The sequence below is a fragment of the Streptomyces sp. BHT-5-2 genome (assembly GCF_019774615.1).
Taxonomy (GTDB): domain Bacteria; phylum Actinomycetota; class Actinomycetes; order Streptomycetales; family Streptomycetaceae; genus Streptomyces.
The window spans coordinates 5,869,247-5,887,396 of sequence record NZ_CP081496.1 but is presented as its reverse complement, the minus strand read 5'-3'; the positions used below and the strand labels follow the sequence as shown (position 1 = coordinate 5,887,396).

Annotated in this window: 15 protein-coding genes; 14 read left to right on the top strand and 1 reads right to left on the bottom strand. The window is 71.3% G+C overall.

Annotated elements, in window-relative coordinates:
- Window positions 1–10 precede the first annotated feature (10 nt).
- From murF to K2224_RS26015, 12 genes are all read left to right on the top strand, one after another.
- Window positions 11–1,453 (top strand): UDP-N-acetylmuramoyl-tripeptide--D-alanyl-D-alanine ligase, encoded by a 1,443-nt coding sequence (murF, locus tag K2224_RS26070; RefSeq protein WP_221908929.1) that lies wholly within the window; start codon window positions 11–13, stop codon window positions 1,451–1,453.
- 5 nt (window positions 1,454–1,458) lie between these two features.
- Complete coding sequence (gene mraY / locus K2224_RS26065) at window positions 1,459–2,523, top strand: phospho-N-acetylmuramoyl-pentapeptide-transferase (RefSeq protein WP_221909930.1); 1,065 nt, start codon at window positions 1,459–1,461, stop codon at window positions 2,521–2,523.
- Window positions 2,520–3,983, top strand: coding sequence for a UDP-N-acetylmuramoyl-L-alanine--D-glutamate ligase (gene murD / locus K2224_RS26060; RefSeq protein ID WP_221908928.1), 1,464 nt, complete (start codon window positions 2,520–2,522; stop codon window positions 3,981–3,983). Before mraY ends, murD begins: the two co-directional genes overlap by 4 nt.
- A 59-nt stretch (window positions 3,984–4,042) precedes the next feature.
- Complete coding sequence (gene ftsW, locus K2224_RS26055; protein ID WP_221908927.1) at window positions 4,043–5,395, top strand: putative lipid II flippase FtsW; 1,353 nt, start codon at window positions 4,043–4,045, stop codon at window positions 5,393–5,395.
- Window positions 5,396–5,401: 6 nt separating this feature from the next.
- A complete protein-coding gene (gene murG, locus K2224_RS26050; RefSeq protein WP_221908926.1) occupies window positions 5,402–6,493 on the top strand; it encodes an undecaprenyldiphospho-muramoylpentapeptide beta-N-acetylglucosaminyltransferase in 1,092 nt (363 codons plus the stop codon).
- Window positions 6,494–6,515: 22 nt separating this feature from the next.
- A complete protein-coding gene (locus tag K2224_RS26045; protein WP_221908925.1) occupies window positions 6,516–7,331 on the top strand; it encodes a cell division protein FtsQ/DivIB in 816 nt (271 codons plus the stop codon).
- Window positions 7,332–7,612: 281 nt separating this feature from the next.
- Entirely contained in the window at window positions 7,613–8,854 is a 1,242-nt protein-coding gene (ftsZ, locus tag K2224_RS26040; protein ID WP_221908924.1) for a cell division protein FtsZ, read from the top strand.
- A gap of 13 nt (window positions 8,855–8,867) precedes the next feature.
- Complete coding sequence (gene pgeF, locus K2224_RS26035) at window positions 8,868–9,620, top strand: peptidoglycan editing factor PgeF (protein ID WP_221908923.1); 753 nt, start codon at window positions 8,868–8,870, stop codon at window positions 9,618–9,620.
- The gene (locus K2224_RS26030; protein ID WP_221908922.1) at window positions 9,617–10,351 is read left to right on the top strand and encodes a YggS family pyridoxal phosphate-dependent enzyme; all 735 of its coding nucleotides are present in this window, start codon (window positions 9,617–9,619) and stop codon (window positions 10,349–10,351) included. The genes pgeF and K2224_RS26030 overlap by 4 nt, the downstream gene beginning before the upstream one ends.
- Before the next feature lie 123 nt (window positions 10,352–10,474).
- Window positions 10,475–11,095 carry a cell division protein SepF gene (locus tag K2224_RS26025; RefSeq protein ID WP_018536706.1) on the top strand — a complete coding sequence of 207 codons (621 nt, stop codon included), beginning with the start codon at window positions 10,475–10,477 and terminating at the stop codon, window positions 11,093–11,095.
- A gap of 66 nt (window positions 11,096–11,161) precedes the next feature.
- Complete coding sequence (locus tag K2224_RS26020) at window positions 11,162–11,455, top strand: YggT family protein (protein ID WP_039637383.1); 294 nt, start codon at window positions 11,162–11,164, stop codon at window positions 11,453–11,455.
- A 49-nt stretch (window positions 11,456–11,504) separates the two neighbouring features.
- A complete protein-coding gene (locus K2224_RS26015; RefSeq protein WP_221908921.1) occupies window positions 11,505–12,611 on the top strand; it encodes a DivIVA domain-containing protein in 1,107 nt (368 codons plus the stop codon).
- A gap of 223 nt (window positions 12,612–12,834) precedes the next feature.
- On the opposite strand, the gene ileS is transcribed toward K2224_RS26015, so the two are convergent.
- Window positions 12,835–15,978 (bottom strand): isoleucine--tRNA ligase, encoded by a 3,144-nt coding sequence (gene ileS / locus K2224_RS26010; protein WP_221908920.1) that lies wholly within the window; start codon window positions 15,976–15,978, stop codon window positions 12,835–12,837.
- A 605-nt stretch (window positions 15,979–16,583) separates the two neighbouring features.
- On the opposite strand from ileS, the gene K2224_RS26005 reads away from it, so the two are divergent.
- The gene (locus K2224_RS26005) at window positions 16,584–17,363 is read left to right on the top strand and encodes a TraR/DksA C4-type zinc finger protein (protein ID WP_221908919.1); all 780 of its coding nucleotides are present in this window, start codon (window positions 16,584–16,586) and stop codon (window positions 17,361–17,363) included.
- A gap of 131 nt (window positions 17,364–17,494) precedes the next feature.
- Window positions 17,495–18,097 (top strand): signal peptidase II, encoded by a 603-nt coding sequence (gene lspA / locus K2224_RS26000; protein ID WP_221908918.1) that lies wholly within the window; start codon window positions 17,495–17,497, stop codon window positions 18,095–18,097.
- Window positions 18,098–18,150 lie beyond the last annotated feature (53 nt).

Genomic DNA, 18,150 nt, shown 5'->3' with positions numbered 1-18,150 from the left:
GGGGTGACCTGTGATCTCCCTGTCCCTCGCCGAGATCGCGAGCATCGTCGGCGGGCAGCAGCACGACATACCGGACCCGGGCCGTGAGGTCGCCGGGCCGGTCGTCACGGACTCCCGGGCGGTCCGCCCGGGTGGCCTGTTCGTTGCGTTCGCCGGTGAGCGGGTGGACGGGCACGACTTCGCGGTCGGCGCCGTGGAAGCCGGCGCGGTGGCCGTCCTCGCGTCCCGCCCGGTCGGCGTCCCGGCGATCGTCGTCGACGACGTCGTCGCAGCTCTGGGCGCCCTCGCCCGGGCCGTCGTGGAGAAGCTGGGCGCCACCGTCGTCGGGCTGACCGGCTCGGCCGGCAAGACCAGCACCAAGGACCTGATCGCCCAGCTGCTCCAGCGGCACGGTCCGACGGTGTGGCCGGAAGGCAACCTCAACAACGAGATCGGCCTGCCGCTCACCGCGCTGCGCGCCGACGCCACCACCCGCCACCTCGTGCTGGAGATGGGTGCCCGCGGCGTCGGCCACATCCGCTACCTCGCCGGGCTGACCCCGCCCCGGATCGGGGTGGTCCTCAACGTCGGCACCGCGCACCTCGGCGAGTTCGGCGGCCGCGAGCAGATCGCCCGGGCCAAGGGCGAGCTGGTCGAGGCGCTGCCCGCGGCCGAGGACGGAGGGGTGGCGGTGCTCAACGCCGACGACCCGTACGTCCGGGCCATGGCGTCCCGCACGAAGGCTCGTACGATCCTCTACGGCGAGTCCGCGGAGGCCGCGGTGCGTGCCGAGAATGTCCGGCTCAACGGTCTCGGACAGCCCGCTTTCACGCTTCACACACCCTCCGGGTGCAGTGATGTGACCATGCGGCTGTACGGTGAGCACCACGTGTCGAACGCGCTCGCCGCGGCCGCCGTCGCCCATGAGTTGGGCATGCCCGTAGACGAGATCGCCGCCGCGCTCTCCGAAGCCGGCACGCTCTCCCGCTGGCGCATGGAGGTCACCGAGCGCGCGGACGGCGTGACGGTCGTCAACGACGCCTACAACGCGAACCCCGAGTCCATGCGAGCGGCGCTGCGTGCGCTGGTCGCCATGGGCACCGCCGCCAGGGCGAAGGGGGGCCGGACGTGGGCGGTGCTCGGTGAGATGGCCGAGCTGGGCGAGGAGTCGCTCGCCGAACACGACGCGGTCGGGCGGCTGGTCGTCCGGCTCAACGTCAGCAAGCTCGTGGCGGTCGGCGGCAGGGAAGCGGCCTGGCTCGACATGGGCGCCAAGAACGAGGGTTCGTGGGGTGAGGAGTCGGTGCACGTGTCCGACACGCGGGCGGCGGTGGACCTGTTGCGCAGCGAGCTGCGACCGGGAGACGTCGTACTGGTGAAGGCGTCCCGGTCGGTGGGCCTGGAGCGGGTGGCCGCGGCATTGCTGGACGACGAGGGCGTGTCCGGCGCTGAGGGCGGAGCCGCGTCCCGATGAACTCCATGAAGCAGATCCTCTTCTCCGGGACGATCGGGCTCTTCCTGACCCTGATCGGCACCCCCCTGCTGATCAAGCTGCTGGCCAAGAAGGGCTACGGGCAGTTCATCCGCGATGACGGCCCCCGCACCCACGGCAGCAAGAAGGGCACGCCCACCATGGGCGGCATCTCCTTCATCCTGGCCACGATCATCGCCTACGCCCTGACGAAGGTGATCACCTCCAGCGACCCGACCTTCTCGGGCGTGCTGGTGCTCTTCCTCTTCGCGGGCATGGGCCTGGTCGGCTTCCTCGACGACTACATCAAGATCGTCAAGCAGCGGTCGCTGGGCCTGCGGGCCAAGGCGAAGATGGCCGGCCAGCTGATCGTCGGCATCGCCTTCGCGGTGCTCTCGCTACAGTTCGCCGACCTGCGGGGCGCCACGCCGGCCTCCGACCGGCTCTCCTTCACCCAGGACTTCGGCTGGCAGATCGGCCCGGTGCTCTTCGTCCTCTGGGCGCTGTTCATGATCCTGGCGATGTCCAACGGCGTGAACCTCACCGACGGCCTCGACGGCCTGGCCACCGGCGCCTCGGTGATGGTCTTCGGTGCATACACCTTCATCGGCATCTGGCAGCACCAGGAGTCCTGCGCCAACCTGATCACCGCCGGACCCGGCTGCTACGAGGTCCGCGACCCGCTCGACCTGGCGGTGGTGGCCTCGGCCCTGATGGGCGCGTGCTTCGGCTTCCTTTGGTGGAACACCTCGCCCGCCAAGATCTTCATGGGCGACACCGGCTCACTGGCGCTGGGCGGCGCGCTCGCCGGCCTGGCGATCTGCTCCCGCACGGAGATGCTGCTGGCGGTCCTGGGCGGTCTGTTCGTCCTGATCACCATGTCCGTGGTCATCCAGGTCGGCTCGTTCCGGATGACCGGCAAGCGGGTCTTCCGGATGGCGCCACTACAGCACCACTTCGAACTCAAGGGGTGGTCCGAGGTCCTTGTGGTGGTCCGGTTCTGGATCATCCAGGGCATGTGCGTGATCGTCGGTCTGGGCATCTTCTACGGCGGCTGGCAGGCGGCGAAGTGACCGTGTACGACCCGAAGGCTCCCGAGGACTTCGCCGGCAGCCACGTCACCGTGGCCGGCCTCGGCGTGAGCGGCGTCCCCGCCGCCCGTGCCCTGGCCGGCCTCGGCGCCCGCGTCACCGTCGTCAACGGCAGCGACGGCGAACGCGAACGGGCCCAGGCGGCCGAACTGGAGAAGCTCGGGATCACCGTCCGGCTCGGCGACGGCGAGACCCTCCCCGAGGGCACCGAGGTGGTGGTGACCTCCCCCGGGTGGAAGCCCACCAGCCCGCTCTTCCTGGCGGCCGAGAAGGCCGGCGTCCCGGTCTGGGGCGACGTCGAGCTGGCCTGGCGGCTGCGTGGTCCCGACGCGGCGCCCTGGCTGGCGGTCACCGGCACCAACGGCAAGACCACCACCGTCCGGATGCTCGCCTCGATCCTCGCCGCGGCCGGTCTGCGCACCGCCGCGGTGGGCAACATCGGCGTCCCGCTGGTGGACGTGGTGCTCGGCGAGGGCCGCACCGACGAGACGGCCTACGACGTCCTGGCCGTCGAGCTCTCCAGCTACCAGCTGCACTGGGCGCCGTCGGTGCGGGCGCACTCCGCCGCCGTCCTCAACCTCGCCCCGGACCACCTCGACTGGCACGGCTCCATGGCCGCATACGCCGCCGACAAGGGCCGGATCTACGAGGGCAACACCGTCGCCTGCGTCTACAACGCCGCCGACCCCGCGACCGAGGAACTGGTCCGCGAGGCCGACGTGGTCGAGGGCTGCCGGGCCATCGGCTTCACCCTCGGCACCCCCGGCCCCTCCCAACTCGGCGTCGTCGACGGCATCCTCGTCGACCGCGCTTTCGTGGAGAACCGGCAGAAGCAGGCCCAGGAGCTCGCCGAGATCGCGGACATCGCCCCCGCCTCCGGCAAGGCCGCCCCGCACAACATCGCCAACGCGCTGGCCGCCGCGGCACTGGCCCGCGCCTTCGGCGTCCCGGCCACCGCGGTCCGCGACGGACTGCGGGCCTTCCACCCGGACGCCCACCGCATCCAGCACATCGCGGACGTCGCCGGGGTCTCCTACATCGACGACTCCAAGGCCACCAACACCCACGCCGCCGAGGCGTCGTTGGCGGCGTACGGGCACATCGTCTGGATCGCCGGCGGACTGGCGAAGGGCGCCACCTTCGACGACCTGGTGCGTACGGCCGCCGGGCGGCTGCGCGGGGTGGTCCTGATCGGTGCCGACCGGGCGCTGATCCGTGAAGCGCTGGCGCGACACGCCCCGGATGTCCCGGTTGTCGACCTCGACCGGACCGACACTGGGGCGATGTCCGAGGCGGTCCGGGAGGCGGCCCGGCTGGCCGAGCCGGGCGACACCGTGCTGCTGGCCCCGGCCTGTGCCTCGATGGACATGTTCGTCAATTACAACAAGCGGGGCGAGGCGTTCGCCGACGCGGTGGGCGAGCTGGCCGCCGCGAGTCACTAGCCCGGTTCTCCCCGCTGCCGTCGTCGCCGGCGGCGAGCGCACCCGTGGAGGGGACGAGGATGACCGCCCGATCGGCGAAGCCGGCGCCGCAGCGCCCGGCCCGCCGGACCCCCGCCAAGGTGCGCCCGCCGCGGGTCGTCCGGACGCCGCCCGGCCCGCGCGGGCTCTACCACCGGGCCCGGCGCGCCTGGGACCGTCCGCTCACGGCGTACTACCTCATCCTCGGTGCCCCCCTGCTGATCACCGTGCTGGGCCTGGTGATGGTCTACTCGGCCTCCCAGATCAAGGCCCTGCAGTCCGGTCTGGCGCCGTCGTACTTCTTCCGCAAGCAACTGCTGGCCGCCGCCATCGGCGGCGGGCTGCTGCTGCTCGCCTCCCGGATGCCGGTGCGCCGGCACCGGTCGCTGGCCTACCCGCTGCTCGCCGGCTCGGTCTTCCTGCTCGGCATGGTGCAGATCCCGGGCATCGGCGTCTCGGTCAACGGCAACCAGAACTGGCTCAGCCTGGGCGGCCCTTTCCAGGTGCAACCGAGCGAGTTCGCCAAGCTCGCGCTCGTCCTGTGGGCCGCCGACCTGCTGGCCCGCAAGGAGGAGAAGAGACTTCTGACGCAGTGGAAGCAGCTGCTGGTTCCACTGACGCCGGTGACATTTCTCGTACTCGGGCTGATCATGCTCGGCGGCGACATGGGCACCACGATCATCCTCACCGCGATCCTCTTCGGCCTGCTGTGGCTGGCCGGCGCCCCGACCCGGCTGTTCGCCGGGGTGCTGGGCGCCGCGACCGTGCTCGGCCTGCTGCTGATCAAGACCAGCGCCCACCGGATGTCCCGCCTCGCCTGCATCGGCGCGACCGATCCGGGCCCCGGCGACCAGTGCTGGCAGGCCGTGCACGGCATCTACGCGCTGGCCTCCGGCGGCCTCTTCGGTTCCGGCCTCGGGGCGAGTATGGAAAAATGGGGGGAACTCCCCGAACCGCACACCGACTTCATCTTCGCCATCACCGGGGAGGAACTGGGCCTGGCGGGGACGCTGTCGGTGCTCGCCCTCTTCGCGGCTCTAGGCTATGCGGGTATCCGCGTGGCCGGACGCACGGAGGACCCCTTCGTACGGTACGCAGCGGGTGGTGTGACCACCTGGATCATGGCCCAGGCCGTGATCAACATCGGTGCGGTGCTCGGCCTCCTGCCGATCGCCGGTGTCCCGCTCCCGCTGTTCTCCTACGGGGGCTCCGCCCTGCTGCCGACGATGTTCGCCGTCGGGCTGCTGATCGCCTTCGCGCGTGACGAGCCCGCCGCACGGGCGGCGTTGACGGCCCGGTCGGCGCGGAAGCCTGCTCCCGGCAGGAAATCGGCTGGGGTGAGATGGAAGACGATGAGACGGCGCGTTAAGAGGCGGCCGTCCGGAGAGCGGTGAATTTCGGTGCATGTCGTACTCGCCGGTGGGGGGACCGCCGGCCACATCGAGCCCGCGCTCGCCCTCGCGGACGCCCTGCGCAGGCAGGACCCGACCGTGGGGATCACGGCACTCGGCACGGAGCGCGGCCTGGAGACCCGGCTGGTCCCCGAGCGCGGCTACGAGCTGGGCCTGATCCCGGCGGTACCGCTGCCCCGCAAGCCCACCCCCGAACTCATCACCGTCCCCGGGCGGCTGCGCGGCACGATCAAGGCCGCCGAGCAGATCCTGGAGCGCACCAAGGCGGACTGCGTCGTCGGCTTCGGCGGCTATGTGGCGCTGCCCGGCTACCTGGCCGCCAAGCGACTCGGCGTGCCGATCGTCGTCCACGAGGCCAACGCCCGCCCCGGTCTGGCCAACAAGATCGGTTCGCGCTACGCCACGTACGTCGCCGTCAGCACCCCGGACAGCAAGCTGCGCGGCGCCCGCTATGTGGGCATTCCGCTGCGCCGCTCCATCGCCACCCTGGACCGCGCCGCGATGCGCCCCGAGGCGCGCGCCGCGTTCGGCCTCGACCCCAATCTGCCGACCCTGCTGGTGTCCGGCGGTTCCCAGGGCGCCCGCCGCCTGAACGAGGTCGTCCAGGCCGCGGTCCCGGCGTTGCAGCGCTCCGGCATCCAGGTGCTGCACGCGGTCGGCCCGAAGAACGAACTGCCGCACGTGGACAACATGCCGGGAATGCCCCCCTATGTCCCGGTACCGTACGTGGACCGGATGGATCTTGCGTACGCCGCGGCCGACATGATGCTCTGCCGCGCGGGCGCGATGACCGTCGCCGAGTTGTCCGCCGTCGGGCTCCCGGCCGCCTTCGTCCCGCTGCCGATCGGCAACGGCGAGCAGCGGCTCAACGCCCAGCCGCTGGTCAACGCCGGCGGTGGCCTGCTGGTCGACGACGCCCAGCTGACCCCGGACTGGGTGCAGGACAACGTGCTCCCGGTCCTGGGCGATCCGCACCGGCTGTACGAGATGTCCCGCGCGGCCGCCGAGTTCGGCCGCCGGGACGCCGACGAGCTGCTGGTCGGCATGGTCTACGACGCGATCGAGCAGCACCGCAAGTAGCGGACGAGAGAAGGCGGAGAGCGTGGCCGGACCGACCACCGCCAGGCGCGGAGCGAAGAAGTCGCGGTCCGGCCCGCGCCCTTCACCACGGCCCGGCGGCCCCCGCCTCCGGCTGCCGCGCCCGCGGCTCCGCCGTCCGGGCCGCCGCGGTGTGATCATCGCCGTGGTTCTCGCGGCGCTGCTGGGCGGGTTCGGCGCCTGGGCGCTCTACGGCTCGGACTGGCTCCGGCTGGAGGGCGTCCGGGTCACCGGCACCGACGTCCTCACGCCGGAGCAGGTGGTCGCCGCCGCGTCCGCCCCGACGGGCGCGCCGCTCGCCTCCGTGGACACCGACGCGGTGCGCCGCCGGCTGCTGGCCCGGCTCCCGCGCCTCAAGAGTGTTGACATCACCCGTTCCTGGCCGCACACCCTCGGACTGGAAGTGACCGAAAGGACGCCGGAACTGCTGCTGCGGGCGAACGGGAAGTTCGTGGAAGTGGACGGCGAGGGCGTCCGTTTCGCCACGGTGAGCCACGCGCCCCGCGGCATCCCGCTTCTGGAATTGACCGTTTCCGACTCCCCGAGCCTGCACCGTTTTGGAACCAGCCGCTTGCTGCGCGCCGCGGTCACCGTCGCCCGGGACCTCCCGGAGGCCGTCCGGAAGGACATCCGCACCCTCCGGATGCGCTCCTACGATTCCGTCACCCTCGAACTCCCAGGTGGCCGCACGGTGATGTGGGGCAGCAGCGAGCAGGGCGCCGAAAAGGCGAAGGTACTGGCCGAGCTGATGAAGGCCGCCCGTGACGCGCAGCACCTCGACATCTCGGTGCCCAGCGCGCCCGCGGTGTCCGGGAGTTGACGTACCGCGGCGCAGGCCAGCACCCTGGATGGCTACGACTATGGGTGATCACATAGGGTGAAAAGAAAAACGGGAGGTTCGGCGTGTTCGTTGAACGCGCGCACCTTGTCGACTTAGTGTCTCGTTCCAAAGGGACCGTGGAACCAGGAACACAGGCACAGTAACCCTAAACTTCAGCGTTAGGGTTCGGGTCGGCAGAGCGGACCATCCCTTCGGCATCAGTCGGCGTCCACACGCAATGTGCGGCGACGACACGTAAATCGAGGCGAGAGGCCTTCGACGTGGCAGCACCGCAGAACTACCTCGCAGTCATCAAGGTCGTCGGCATCGGCGGCGGTGGCGTGAACGCCATCAACCGGATGATCGAGGTCGGGCTCAAGGGCGTCGAGTTCATCGCGATCAACACCGATGCGCAGGCGTTGCTGATGAGCGACGCCGACGTCAAGCTCGACGTCGGCCGTGAGATGACCCGTGGCCTGGGCGCCGGCGCCAACCCGGACGTGGGCCGCAAGGCGGCCGAGGACCACCGCGAGGAGATCGAGGAGGTCCTCAAGGGGGCCGACATGGTCTTCGTGACCGCGGGTGAGGGCGGCGGGACGGGCACCGGCGGTGCACCGGTCGTCGCCAACATCGCCCGCTCGCTGGGGGCCCTGACGATCGGTGTGGTCACCCGGCCGTTCACCTTCGAGGGCCGGCGCCGCGCCAACCAGGCCGAGGACGGCATCGCGAGCCTTCGCGAAGAGGTCGACACCCTCATCGTGATCCCCAACGACCGTCTGCTGTCCATCTCGGACCGCCAGGTGAGCGTGCTCGACGCGTTCAAGTCCGCGGACCAGGTGCTGCTGTCGGGTGTCCAGGGCATCACCGACCTCATCACCACCCCGGGTCTGATCAACCTCGACTTCGCCGACGTCAAGTCCGTGATGTCCGAGGCCGGCTCGGCGCTCATGGGCATCGGTTCGGCGCGCGGTGACGACCGCGCGGTCGCCGCCGCGGAGATGGCGATCTCGTCGCCGCTCCTGGAGGCGTCGATCGACGGTGCCCGCGGGGTGCTGCTCTCCATCTCCGGCGGCTCCGACCTCGGCCTCTTCGAGATCAACGAGGCCGCGCAGCTGGTCAGCGAGGCCGCGCACCCCGAGGCCAACATCATCTTCGGTGCGGTCATCGACGACGCGCTGGGCGACGAGGTCCGCGTCACCGTCATCGCCGCGGGCTTCGACGGCGGTCAGCCGCCGGCCCGCCGCGATGCCCAGCAGGCCGGTATGCCCTCCCCGAAGCGCGACGAGCCCGTTCCGGCGCCGGTCCGCCCGACCGCGCCCCCGGTCGAGCCGCCCCGCCCCGCCCCGTCGTTCGGCGGCCTGGGCGCGGTCCCGCCGGTCCGGGACGAGGCCCCGGTGTCGTCCGAGTCCACGTCCCTGGGCGAGGTGTCCACCCCGCCGGCCGGAGGCCCCTCGGTTCCCCCGGCCCGTCCGTACTCGGACTCCGCGGCCGAGGAACTGGACGTTCCCGACTTCCTGAAGTGACGTAAACACCGACGTGATAGGGCAACAGCACCACGTGAGCGGCGCGCACTTCGCCTTCACCGACAGGTGGGGCGGGGTGAGCGCCGCTCCGTATGAGCAGCTCAACCTGGGCGGCGCGGTGGGCGACGACCCCGCCGCCGTCCGCACCAACCGCGACCTGGTGGCCCGGGACCTGGGCCTGGACCCGGCCGCGGTGGTCTGGATGAACCAGGTCCACGGCCGGGACGTGGCCGTGGTCGACGGCCCCTGGAGGGAGGGCGGGATCCCGTCCGTGGACGCGGTGGTGACCGCCCGTCGGGGCCTGGCGCTGGCCGTGCTCACCGCCGACTGCACCCCGGTCCTGCTCGCCGACCCGGTCGCCGGGGTGGCGGGTGCCGCGCACGCCGGGCGGCCGGGGCTGGTCGCCGGGGTCGTCCCGGCGGTCCTCGCCGCCATGGCCGAGCTGGGCGCGGAGCCGTCCCGGATCCTCGCGTACACCGGGCCCGCGGTCTGCGGACGCTGCTACGAGGTGCCCGAGGAGATGCGTGCCGAGGTCGCCACGGTGGTGCCGGAATCCTGGGCGACCACCTCCTGGGGCACCCCGTCGGTGGACGTCACCGCGGGGGTGCGCGCCCAACTCGCCGCGAAGGGTGTGCAGTTGCGGGAGCAATCGCCGATCTGCACCCGGGAGTCGGCGGACCACTACTCGTACCGGCGCGACCGCACGACCGGGCGGCTCGCGAGTTACGTATGGCTCGGGGGCGGCCCCGGAGAGGCTGAGCTGTGACCGACGACCGCAGAACGCAACTGGCCGACAACCTGGCGCGGGTGGAGGATCGTATCTCCACGGCCTGCGCCAAGGCCGGCCGGTCACGGGACGAGGTCACGCTGATCGTCGTCACCAAGACCTACCCTGCGAGCGATGTCCGGCTGCTCGCGGAGCTGGGGGTGCGCCAGGTCGCGGAGAACCGCGATCAGGAAGCGGCGCCCAAAGCGGCTGAATGTGCCGATTTGCCGCTGACTTGGCACTTCGTCGGTCAATTGCAGACCAACAAGGTGCGGTCGGTGGCCGACTACGCCGGGATCGTCCAGTCGGTCGACCGGCCCCGGCTCGTCACCGCGCTCTCCAAGGAGGCGGTCCGCGCCGGACGGGAGCTGGGCTGTCTGATCCAGGTGGCATTTGATGTCGAGTCAGGGCAGAACGGACGTATGACAGGGGATCGCGGCGGCGTGGCGCCCGAGGGCGTCGCGGAACTCGCCGCGGCGATCGCCGCCGCACAGGGGTTGCGCCTGGACGGTCTGATGACGGTCGCGCCGCTGGCCGGACCGTACGCCGGACGTCAACGGGCCGCTTTCGAGCGGCTCGTGGAAATCTCATCCGACCTGCGCGCGACCCATCCTGCTGCCACCATGGTGTCGGCAGGCATGAGTGCGGACCTCGAAGACGCGGTGGCGGCCGGGGCGACACATGTGCGCATCGGTACCGCGGTACTCGGAGTCCGACCACGGCTCGGGTAACGTCGCCAAGCAAGTCGGACCACAGCACAAAATATGGTCATTCCCGCAGGAGGCGGGCAGGCCGAGTGGATCCAAGGGCCCCGGTGACGGAGCCGATCCACCACAGAGCGGAGGACGCAGAGAATGGCCGGCGCGATGCGCAAGATGGCGGTCTACCTCGGCCTCGTGGAGGACGATGGGTACGACGGCCGGGGGTTCGACCCCGACGACGAGTTCGAGCCCGAGCTGGACCCGGAGCCCGATCGGGGACGGCGGCAACAGCACCAAGTCCCGGCCGAAACACGCCCGGAACGGGAGGAACCGGTCCGTGCCGTGACGCCTCCCGCGCCGCGTGAACCCGCCCCGCTCGCCGCGGAAAGCGGACGACCCGCGCGTATCGCCCCCGTGGCATCCATCACACCCGAACGCCCGAACCTAGAGAAGAACGCACCGGTGATCATGCCCAAAGTTGTGTCCGAGCGGGAGCCTTACCGCATCACCACACTGCACCCCCGGACCTACAACGAAGCCCGTACCATCGGGGAACACTTCCGTGAGGGCACTCCGGTGATCATGAATCTCACGGAGATGGACGACACCGACGCGAAGCGACTTGTCGACTTTGCGGCCGGTCTGGTCTTCGGACTGCACGGGAGCATTGAGCGGGTGACGCAGAAGGTGTTCCTGTTGTCGCCTGCTAACGTCGATGTCACGGCGGAGGACAAGGCCCGTATCGCAGAGGGCGGATTCTTCAACCAGAGCTGAGACGCAACACCGGGCACACCAGGGCCGTAAGGTCGGCACAGGAACAAGGGGAGAGGGAAGCGCGAGATGAGTGTCGCTGGTCAGGTGATCTACATCGCGCTGTACTGCTTCCTGATCCTGCTGATCTTCCGCCTGGTGATGGACTATGTCTTCCAGTTCGCCCGTTCATGGCAACCCGGCAAGGCGATGGTGGTGATTCTTGAGGCCACCTACACTGTCACCGATCCGCCACTCAAGCTTCTGCGGCGGGTCATCCCGCCGCTGCGTCTCGGGGGCGTGGCGCTCGACCTGTCCTTCTTCGTATTGATGATCATCGTCTACATCCTGATCACCGTCGTGAGGTCGGTGTTGTTGGTGTGAACGATACGGTCTTGCCGATTGCCGACGACTACGTTGAGGTGAAGTAGAGATGCCGTTGACCCCCGAGGATGTGCGGAACAAGCAGTTCACGACCGTCCGCCTCCGAGAAGGCTATGACGAGGACGAGGTCGATGCCTTTCTCGACGAGGTCGAGGCCGAACTGACCCGCCTGCTCCGGGAGAACGAGGACCTGCGCGCCAAGCTGGCCGCCGCCACTCGTGCCGCCGCGCAGAACCAGCAGCAGGGTCTGCGCAAGGGTCCCGACCAGCAGCAGGAGCAGCAGCAGCGGCCGGGGGCTCCGGTGCCCGCCGCCATATCCGGTCCGCAGCCGGTTCCGCCGCAGCAGCAGGGGATGGGTGGCCCGCCCCAACTGCCCGGTGGTGCACCGCAGCTGCCTCCCGGTCCCGGTGGCCACGGTCCCGGTCCGCAGGGCCCGCACGGTCCCGGCCCGATGGGCCAGGGCGGCCCGCTGGGCGGTCCGATGGGCGGTCCCGGACAGCAACTGCCGCAGCCGGCCCAGCAGCAGGGCGGCCCCGGCGGTGACAGCGCGGCCCGCGTGCTGTCGCTGGCACAGCAGACCGCCGACCAGGCGATCGCGGAGGCCCGTTCCGAGGCCAACAAGATCGTCGGCGAGGCGCGCAGCCGTGCCGAGGGCCTGGAGCGGGACGCCCGCGCCAAGGCCGACGCGCTGGAGCGGGACGCGCAGGAGAAGCACCGCGTGGCGATGGGCTCGCTGGAGTCGGCCCGCGCGACGCTGGAGCGCAAGGTCGAGGACCTGCGCGGCTTCGAGCGCGAGTACCGCACCCGTCTGAAGTCGTACCTGGAGAGCCAGCTGCGTCAGCTGGAGAACCAGTCCGACGACTCGCTGGCCCCGCCGCGAACCCCGGCTGCCGCCTCGCTGCCGCCGTCGCCGTCGATGGCGTCGGCCGGTGCGGGCACCATGGGCGGCAACCACACCATGGGTGGCGGCCAGTCGATGGGCGGCAACCACTCCATGAGCAGCCCGTCCAGCGGTGGTCCGTCCTACGGCGGCCAGCAGCAGATGTCGCCGGCGATGACCCAGCCGATGGCACCGGTGCGGCCGCAGGGTCCGTCGCCGATGCAGCAGACGCCGTCGCCGATGCGCGGCTTCCTCATCGACGAGGACGACAACTGAGGGACGGCTGACGCCGGTACGGCGCGCAGAGTCGGCAATCAGGGCCGGGCCCCGAGGGAGATCCCTCGGGGCCCGGCCCTGTTCGTGCCGCGGTGCGGGTGCCGGCTGCCCGTGTCGTCCGCGCGGGGGGCGCGGCGGTGGTACACGGGGGCGGACAAGAGCGAGGGCCCCGGCGCGCGATGCGCCGGGGCCCGGTCGTGCTCTGCCGTGCTTCCGCGCTCCGTTACGCCTTGCGGAGGTGGAAGGTCAGGGACAGTGCCTCGTCGGTGAAGGCCGGGCCGTAGGAACCGTCCGGCTCACCGGCGGCGAAGTCGGTGGCCAGCACCTCGTCGGCGATCAGCGTGGCGTGGTCGGCCAGCGCCGTGCGCACCTCGTCGTCGGCGGCGGCCCAGCGGAGGGCGATCCGGTCGGCGACGTCCAGGCCGCTGTTCTTGCGGGCCTCCTGGATCAGCCGGATCGCGTCGCGGGCGAGACCTGCGCGGCGCAGCTCCGGGGTGATCTCCAGGTCGAGGGCGACCGTCGCGCCCTGGTCGGAGGCGACCGACCAGCCCTCGCGCGGGGTTTCGGTGATGATGACCTCTTCGGGGGTGAGGGCGACCGTCTCGCCGTCCACCTCGACGCTCGCCGTGCCCTCGCGCAGTGCGAGCGAGAGCGCGGCGGCGTCCGCGCCGGCGACCGCCTTGGCGACCGCCTGGACGCCCTTGCCGAACCGCTTGCCCAGGGCCCGGAAGTTGGCCTTGGCGGTGGTGTCGACCAGCGAGCCGCCCACCTCGGACAGGGAGGCCAGCGAGCTGACGTTCAGCTCCTCGGCGATCTGGGCGCGCAGGTCCTCGGAGAGGTCCGCGAAGCCGTGGGCGCCGACCAGGGCGCGGGAGAGCGGCTGGCGGGTCTTGACGCCGGACTCGGCGCGGGTCGCGCGGCCCAGCTCGACCAGCCGGCGCACCAGCTGCATCTGCGCGGAGAGCGCCGGGTCGATCAGCGCCCGGTCGGCCTCCGGCCAGGTGGCGAGGTGGACGGAATCCGGGGCGTCCGGGGTGACCGGGACGACCAGGTCCTGCCAGACCCGCTCGGTGATGAACGGGACGAGCGGGGCCATCAGCCGGGTGACCGTCTCGACGACGTCGTGCAGGGTGCGCAGCGCGGCCGCGTCGCCCTGCCAGAAGCGGCGGCGGGAGCGCCGGACGTACCAGTTGGAGAGGTCGTCGACGAAGGCGGAGAGCAGCTTGCCGGCGCGCTGGGTGTCGTAGCTCTCCAGGGCCTCGGTCACGCCCTCGACCAGGGTGTTGAGCTCGCCGAGCAGCCAGCGGTCCAGCAGCGGGCGGTCGGCCGGGGCCGGGTCGGCGGCGGACGGCGCCCAGCCGGAGGTGCGGGCGTAGAGCGCCTGGAAGGCGACGGTGTTCCAGTACGTCAGCAGGGTCTTGCGGACGACTTCCTGGATGGTGCCGTGGCCGACGCGGCGGGCCGCCCAGGGGGAGCCGCCGGCCGCCATGAACCAGCGGACCGCGTCGGCGCCGTGCTGGTCCATGAGCGGGATCGGCTGGAGGGTGTTGCCCAGGTGCTTGGACATCTTCCGGCCGTCCTCGGCGAGGATGTGGCCGAGGCAGACCACGTTCTCGTACGACGACTTGTCGAAGACCAGGGTGCCGACGGCCATGAGGGTGTAGAACCAGCCGCGGGTCTGGTCGATGGCCTCGGAGATGAACTGCGCCGGGTACCGCTTCTCGAAGAGCTCCTTGTTGCGGTACGGGTAGCCCCACTGCGCGAAGGGCATCGAGCCGGAGTCGTACCAGGCGTCGATGACCTCCGGGACGCGGACCGCGGTCAGCGTGCAGCCCTTGTGGGTGCAGCCGAAGGTGACCGCGTCGATGAACGGGCGGTGCGGGTCCAGGCCGGACTGGTCGGTGCCGGTCAGCTTGGTCAGCTCGGCGAGCGAGCCGACGCAGGTCAGGTGGCCCTCCTCGCAGCGCCAGATGGGCAGCGGGGTGCCCCAGTAGCGGTTGCGGGAGAGCGCCCAGTCGATGTTGTTGTTCAGCCAGTCGCCGAACCGGCCGTGCTTGACCGACTCCGGGAACCAGTTGGTGTTCTCGTTCTCCCGCAGCAGGGCGTCCTTGACCGCGGTGGTGCGGATGTACCACGACGGCTGGGCGTAGTAGAGCAGCGCGGTGTGGCAGCGCCAGCAGTGCGGGTAGCTGTGCTCGTAGGCGACGTGGCGGAAGAGCAGACCGCGGGCGTCGAGGTCGGCGACGAGGGCTTCGTCGGCCTTCTTGAAGAACTGGCCGCCGACGAGCGGGAGTTGCTCCTCGAAGGTGCCGTCCGGGCGGACCGGGTTGACCACCGGGAGGCCGTAGGCGCGGCAGGTGCGGAGGTCGTCCTCACCGAAGGCGGGGGCTTGGTGGACGAGGCCGGTGCCGTCGTCGGTGGTGACGTACTCGGCGTTGACGACGAAGTTGGCGCCGTCGAGGTCGACGAGGTGGAACGGGCGCTCGTAGGCCCAGCGCTCCATCTCGCGGCCGGTGAAGGACTCGCCGGTGGCCGTCCAGCCTTCGCCCAGCGCCTTCTCCAGCAGCGGCTCGGCGACGACCAGCTGCTCGGTGCCGTCGGTGGCCACGACGTAGGTGACGTCGGGGTGGGCGGCGACCGCGGTGTTGGACACCAGGGTCCAGGGGGTGGTCGTCCAGACCAGGAGGGCGGCCCGCCCGGCCAGCGGGCCGGAGGTCAGCGGCAGGCGGACGAAGACCGAGGGGTCGACGACCGTCTCGTAGCCCTGCGCCAGCTCGTGGTCCGACAGGCCGGTGCCGCAGCGCGGGCACCAGGGGGCGACGCGGTGGTCCTGGACCAGCAGGCCCTTGGAGAAGATCTCCTTCAGCGACCACCAGACCGACTCGATGTAGTCGGGGTCCATGGTGCGGTACGGGGCGTCCAGGTCCGTCCAGTAGCCCATGCGCGTGGTGAGCGCGGCGAAGGCGTCGGTGTGCCGGGTCACCGACTCGCGGCACTTGGCGTTGAACTCGGCGATGCCGTACGCCTCGATGTCCTTCTTGCCGCTGAAGCCCAGCTCCTTCTCCACGGCCAGCTCGACCGGGAGGCCGTGGCAGTCCCAGCCGGCCTTGCGGTCGACGTGGTAGCCCCGCATGGTGCGGAACCGGGGGAAGACGTCCTTGAAGACGCGGGCCTCGATGTGGTGGGCGCCGGGCATACCGTTGGCCGTCGGGGGGCCCTCGTAGAAGACCCACTCGGGGCGGCCCTCGGACTGCTGGAGGGTGCGGGCGAAGATCTTCCGCTCCTGCCAGAAGTCGAGCACCGCGTGTTCCAGGGCGGGCAGGTCTACCTGGGCGGGTACCGGGCGGTACTGGGGTGTGGGACTCATCGGTTCCTCCGGCGGACACCTGGGTGCGTTCTCCGACCGGAGGGACGAGAGCGCTGGCTCCCGCGGTACCACCCTCCTTGGCGGTGCGCGCCGCACCGCCCCCTCATTGGGATCGCGCTGCCGGTTCTAGTCGCCGGTGGATCCGCGGCCCCTTGGCGGGGCCCGCTCTTCCGATGGCTTTCTTCCGGCGGCTCCGGGTGATCTTCACGTCATGCACGCCTCCGGGCTCGCACCGTCCCCGGATCGCTTCAGGCTGCGTATGACGCTACTCGTCCCATCGACGCCTTGCGCTGGTCCCCCAAGCTCTCGACTGCGCTCGAGCAGGGGGTGCCCCCACAGTGTAAAGGGCCGCGCCGACGCCGGCCGACCGGATTTCGGGGTGCCGGCCGCCGCCCGGTGGCTGACCCGAATGCCGGGCCCCGCGGAGCCGGTTGTTCCGGGGCGGATTACCGCGCGGACAGCGGGGCACAAACGAGGCAGACCGGACGTACGGTCCCGGTGGCGGGGCGGCCGGGCGGTGCGTCCCGTTGCCGCGTGCCGTGGGGCGATTTATCGTTCCGGTCACGATTCGCGAACAAGATCACATATGTGAAGGGGTCGCGGCCATGGTGGCGAAGAAGACCGCCGCGGAGAAGACCACGACGTCCGCCGGGCCCACTGACGAGGACGTCGCGCAGCAGTCCGTCCGCGAGGAGACGACCGGGGCCGCGCCGGAGCAGGCCGCCGCGAAGAAGGCGCCGGCCAAGAAGACGGCGGCGAAGAGGACCGCCACGAAGAAGGCGGCGGCGAAGAAGACCACTGCCGCGAAGAAGACGGCGGCCAAGAAGACGGCGGCGAGGAAGGCGACCGCCGCGAGGGCGGCGGCCGGGGAGACGGCCGGGCCGGCGGAGGAGACGGGAGCCAGGACGGTGGCGGCGAAGAGGACGGCGGCCGCGGCGGCCATGGGCGGCGCGGAATCCGGGGCGCCCCCGGCCCGTACGGCCGTGGCGCCCGGCGAACTCGCGGTACGGCCCGGTGAGGAGCCCTGGACGCCGGCGGAGGTGGCCGAGGCGCGGTCCGGCCTGATGGAGGAGGTGGGCCGGCTGCGGGCGGAGATCGTCTCCGCCGAGGACGCCATCGCCGGGCTGATGCGGGACTCCGGGGACGGCGCGGGCGACGACGAGGCCGACACCGGCACCAAGAACATCACCCGCGAGCACGAGCTGGCGCTGGCCTCCAACGCCCGCGAGATGCTGCACCAGACCGAGCGGGCGCTCGGCCGGCTGGACGCCGGCACCTACGGCCTGTGCGAGAACTGCGGCAAGGCGATCGGCAAGGCGCGGATGCAGGCGTTCCCGCGGGCGACGCTCTGCGTGGAGTGCAAGCAGAAGCAGGAGCGGCGCTGAGCCGTGCGCCGCCGCCGCGCCGGGTGAGCCGGCCGGCACCCGTCCGGCCCTTCCCCGCAGACGGGTGCCGTACTCTCGTGGGCAGCCGGGCTGGGCCTGGTGAAGGACACGACGGGCTGAGGGACGCACACGTGGCAGAGGCGGAACGCATCACCGGTACGCCGGAATCCGAACCGGGTTCCGGGGCGGGCACCGCGGCGGGATCCGAAGGGGGCCGGCCGGTGGAGGGCGAGCGGCCGACCGGGCGCGGCAGGCGGCGGATCGCCGCGCTGCTGCTGGTGGCCGCGGTCGTCTACCTCCTCGACCTGGGCAGCAAGCTCGCGGTGGTCGCCAAGCTGGAGCACCACGCGCCGGTCGAGGTCATCGGGACGCTGCTGCAGTTCAGTGTGATCCGCAACCGCGGGGCCGCCTTCGGGTTCGGCGAGGCGCTGACGGTGTTCCTGACCATCATCGCCGCGGTGGTGATCGTGGTGATCGCCCGGATCGCCCGCAAGCTCTACAGCCTGCCGTGGGCGATCGCGCTGGGGCTGCTGCTGGGCGGTGCGTTCGGCAACCTCACCGACCGGATCTTCCGCTCGCCGGGCGTCTTCCAGGGCGCGGTGGTGGACTTCATCGCCCCGGCGCACTTCGCGGTCTTCAACCTCGCGGACTCCGCGATCGTCTGCGGCGGCGTGCTGATCGTGCTGCTGTCCTTCCGGGGCCTGGACCCGGACGGGACCGTCCACAAGGACTGACGGCCCGCGTCCCGGCCCGGTGGTCGGGGTCCGCCGCCGGGCGGGGCAGTGTC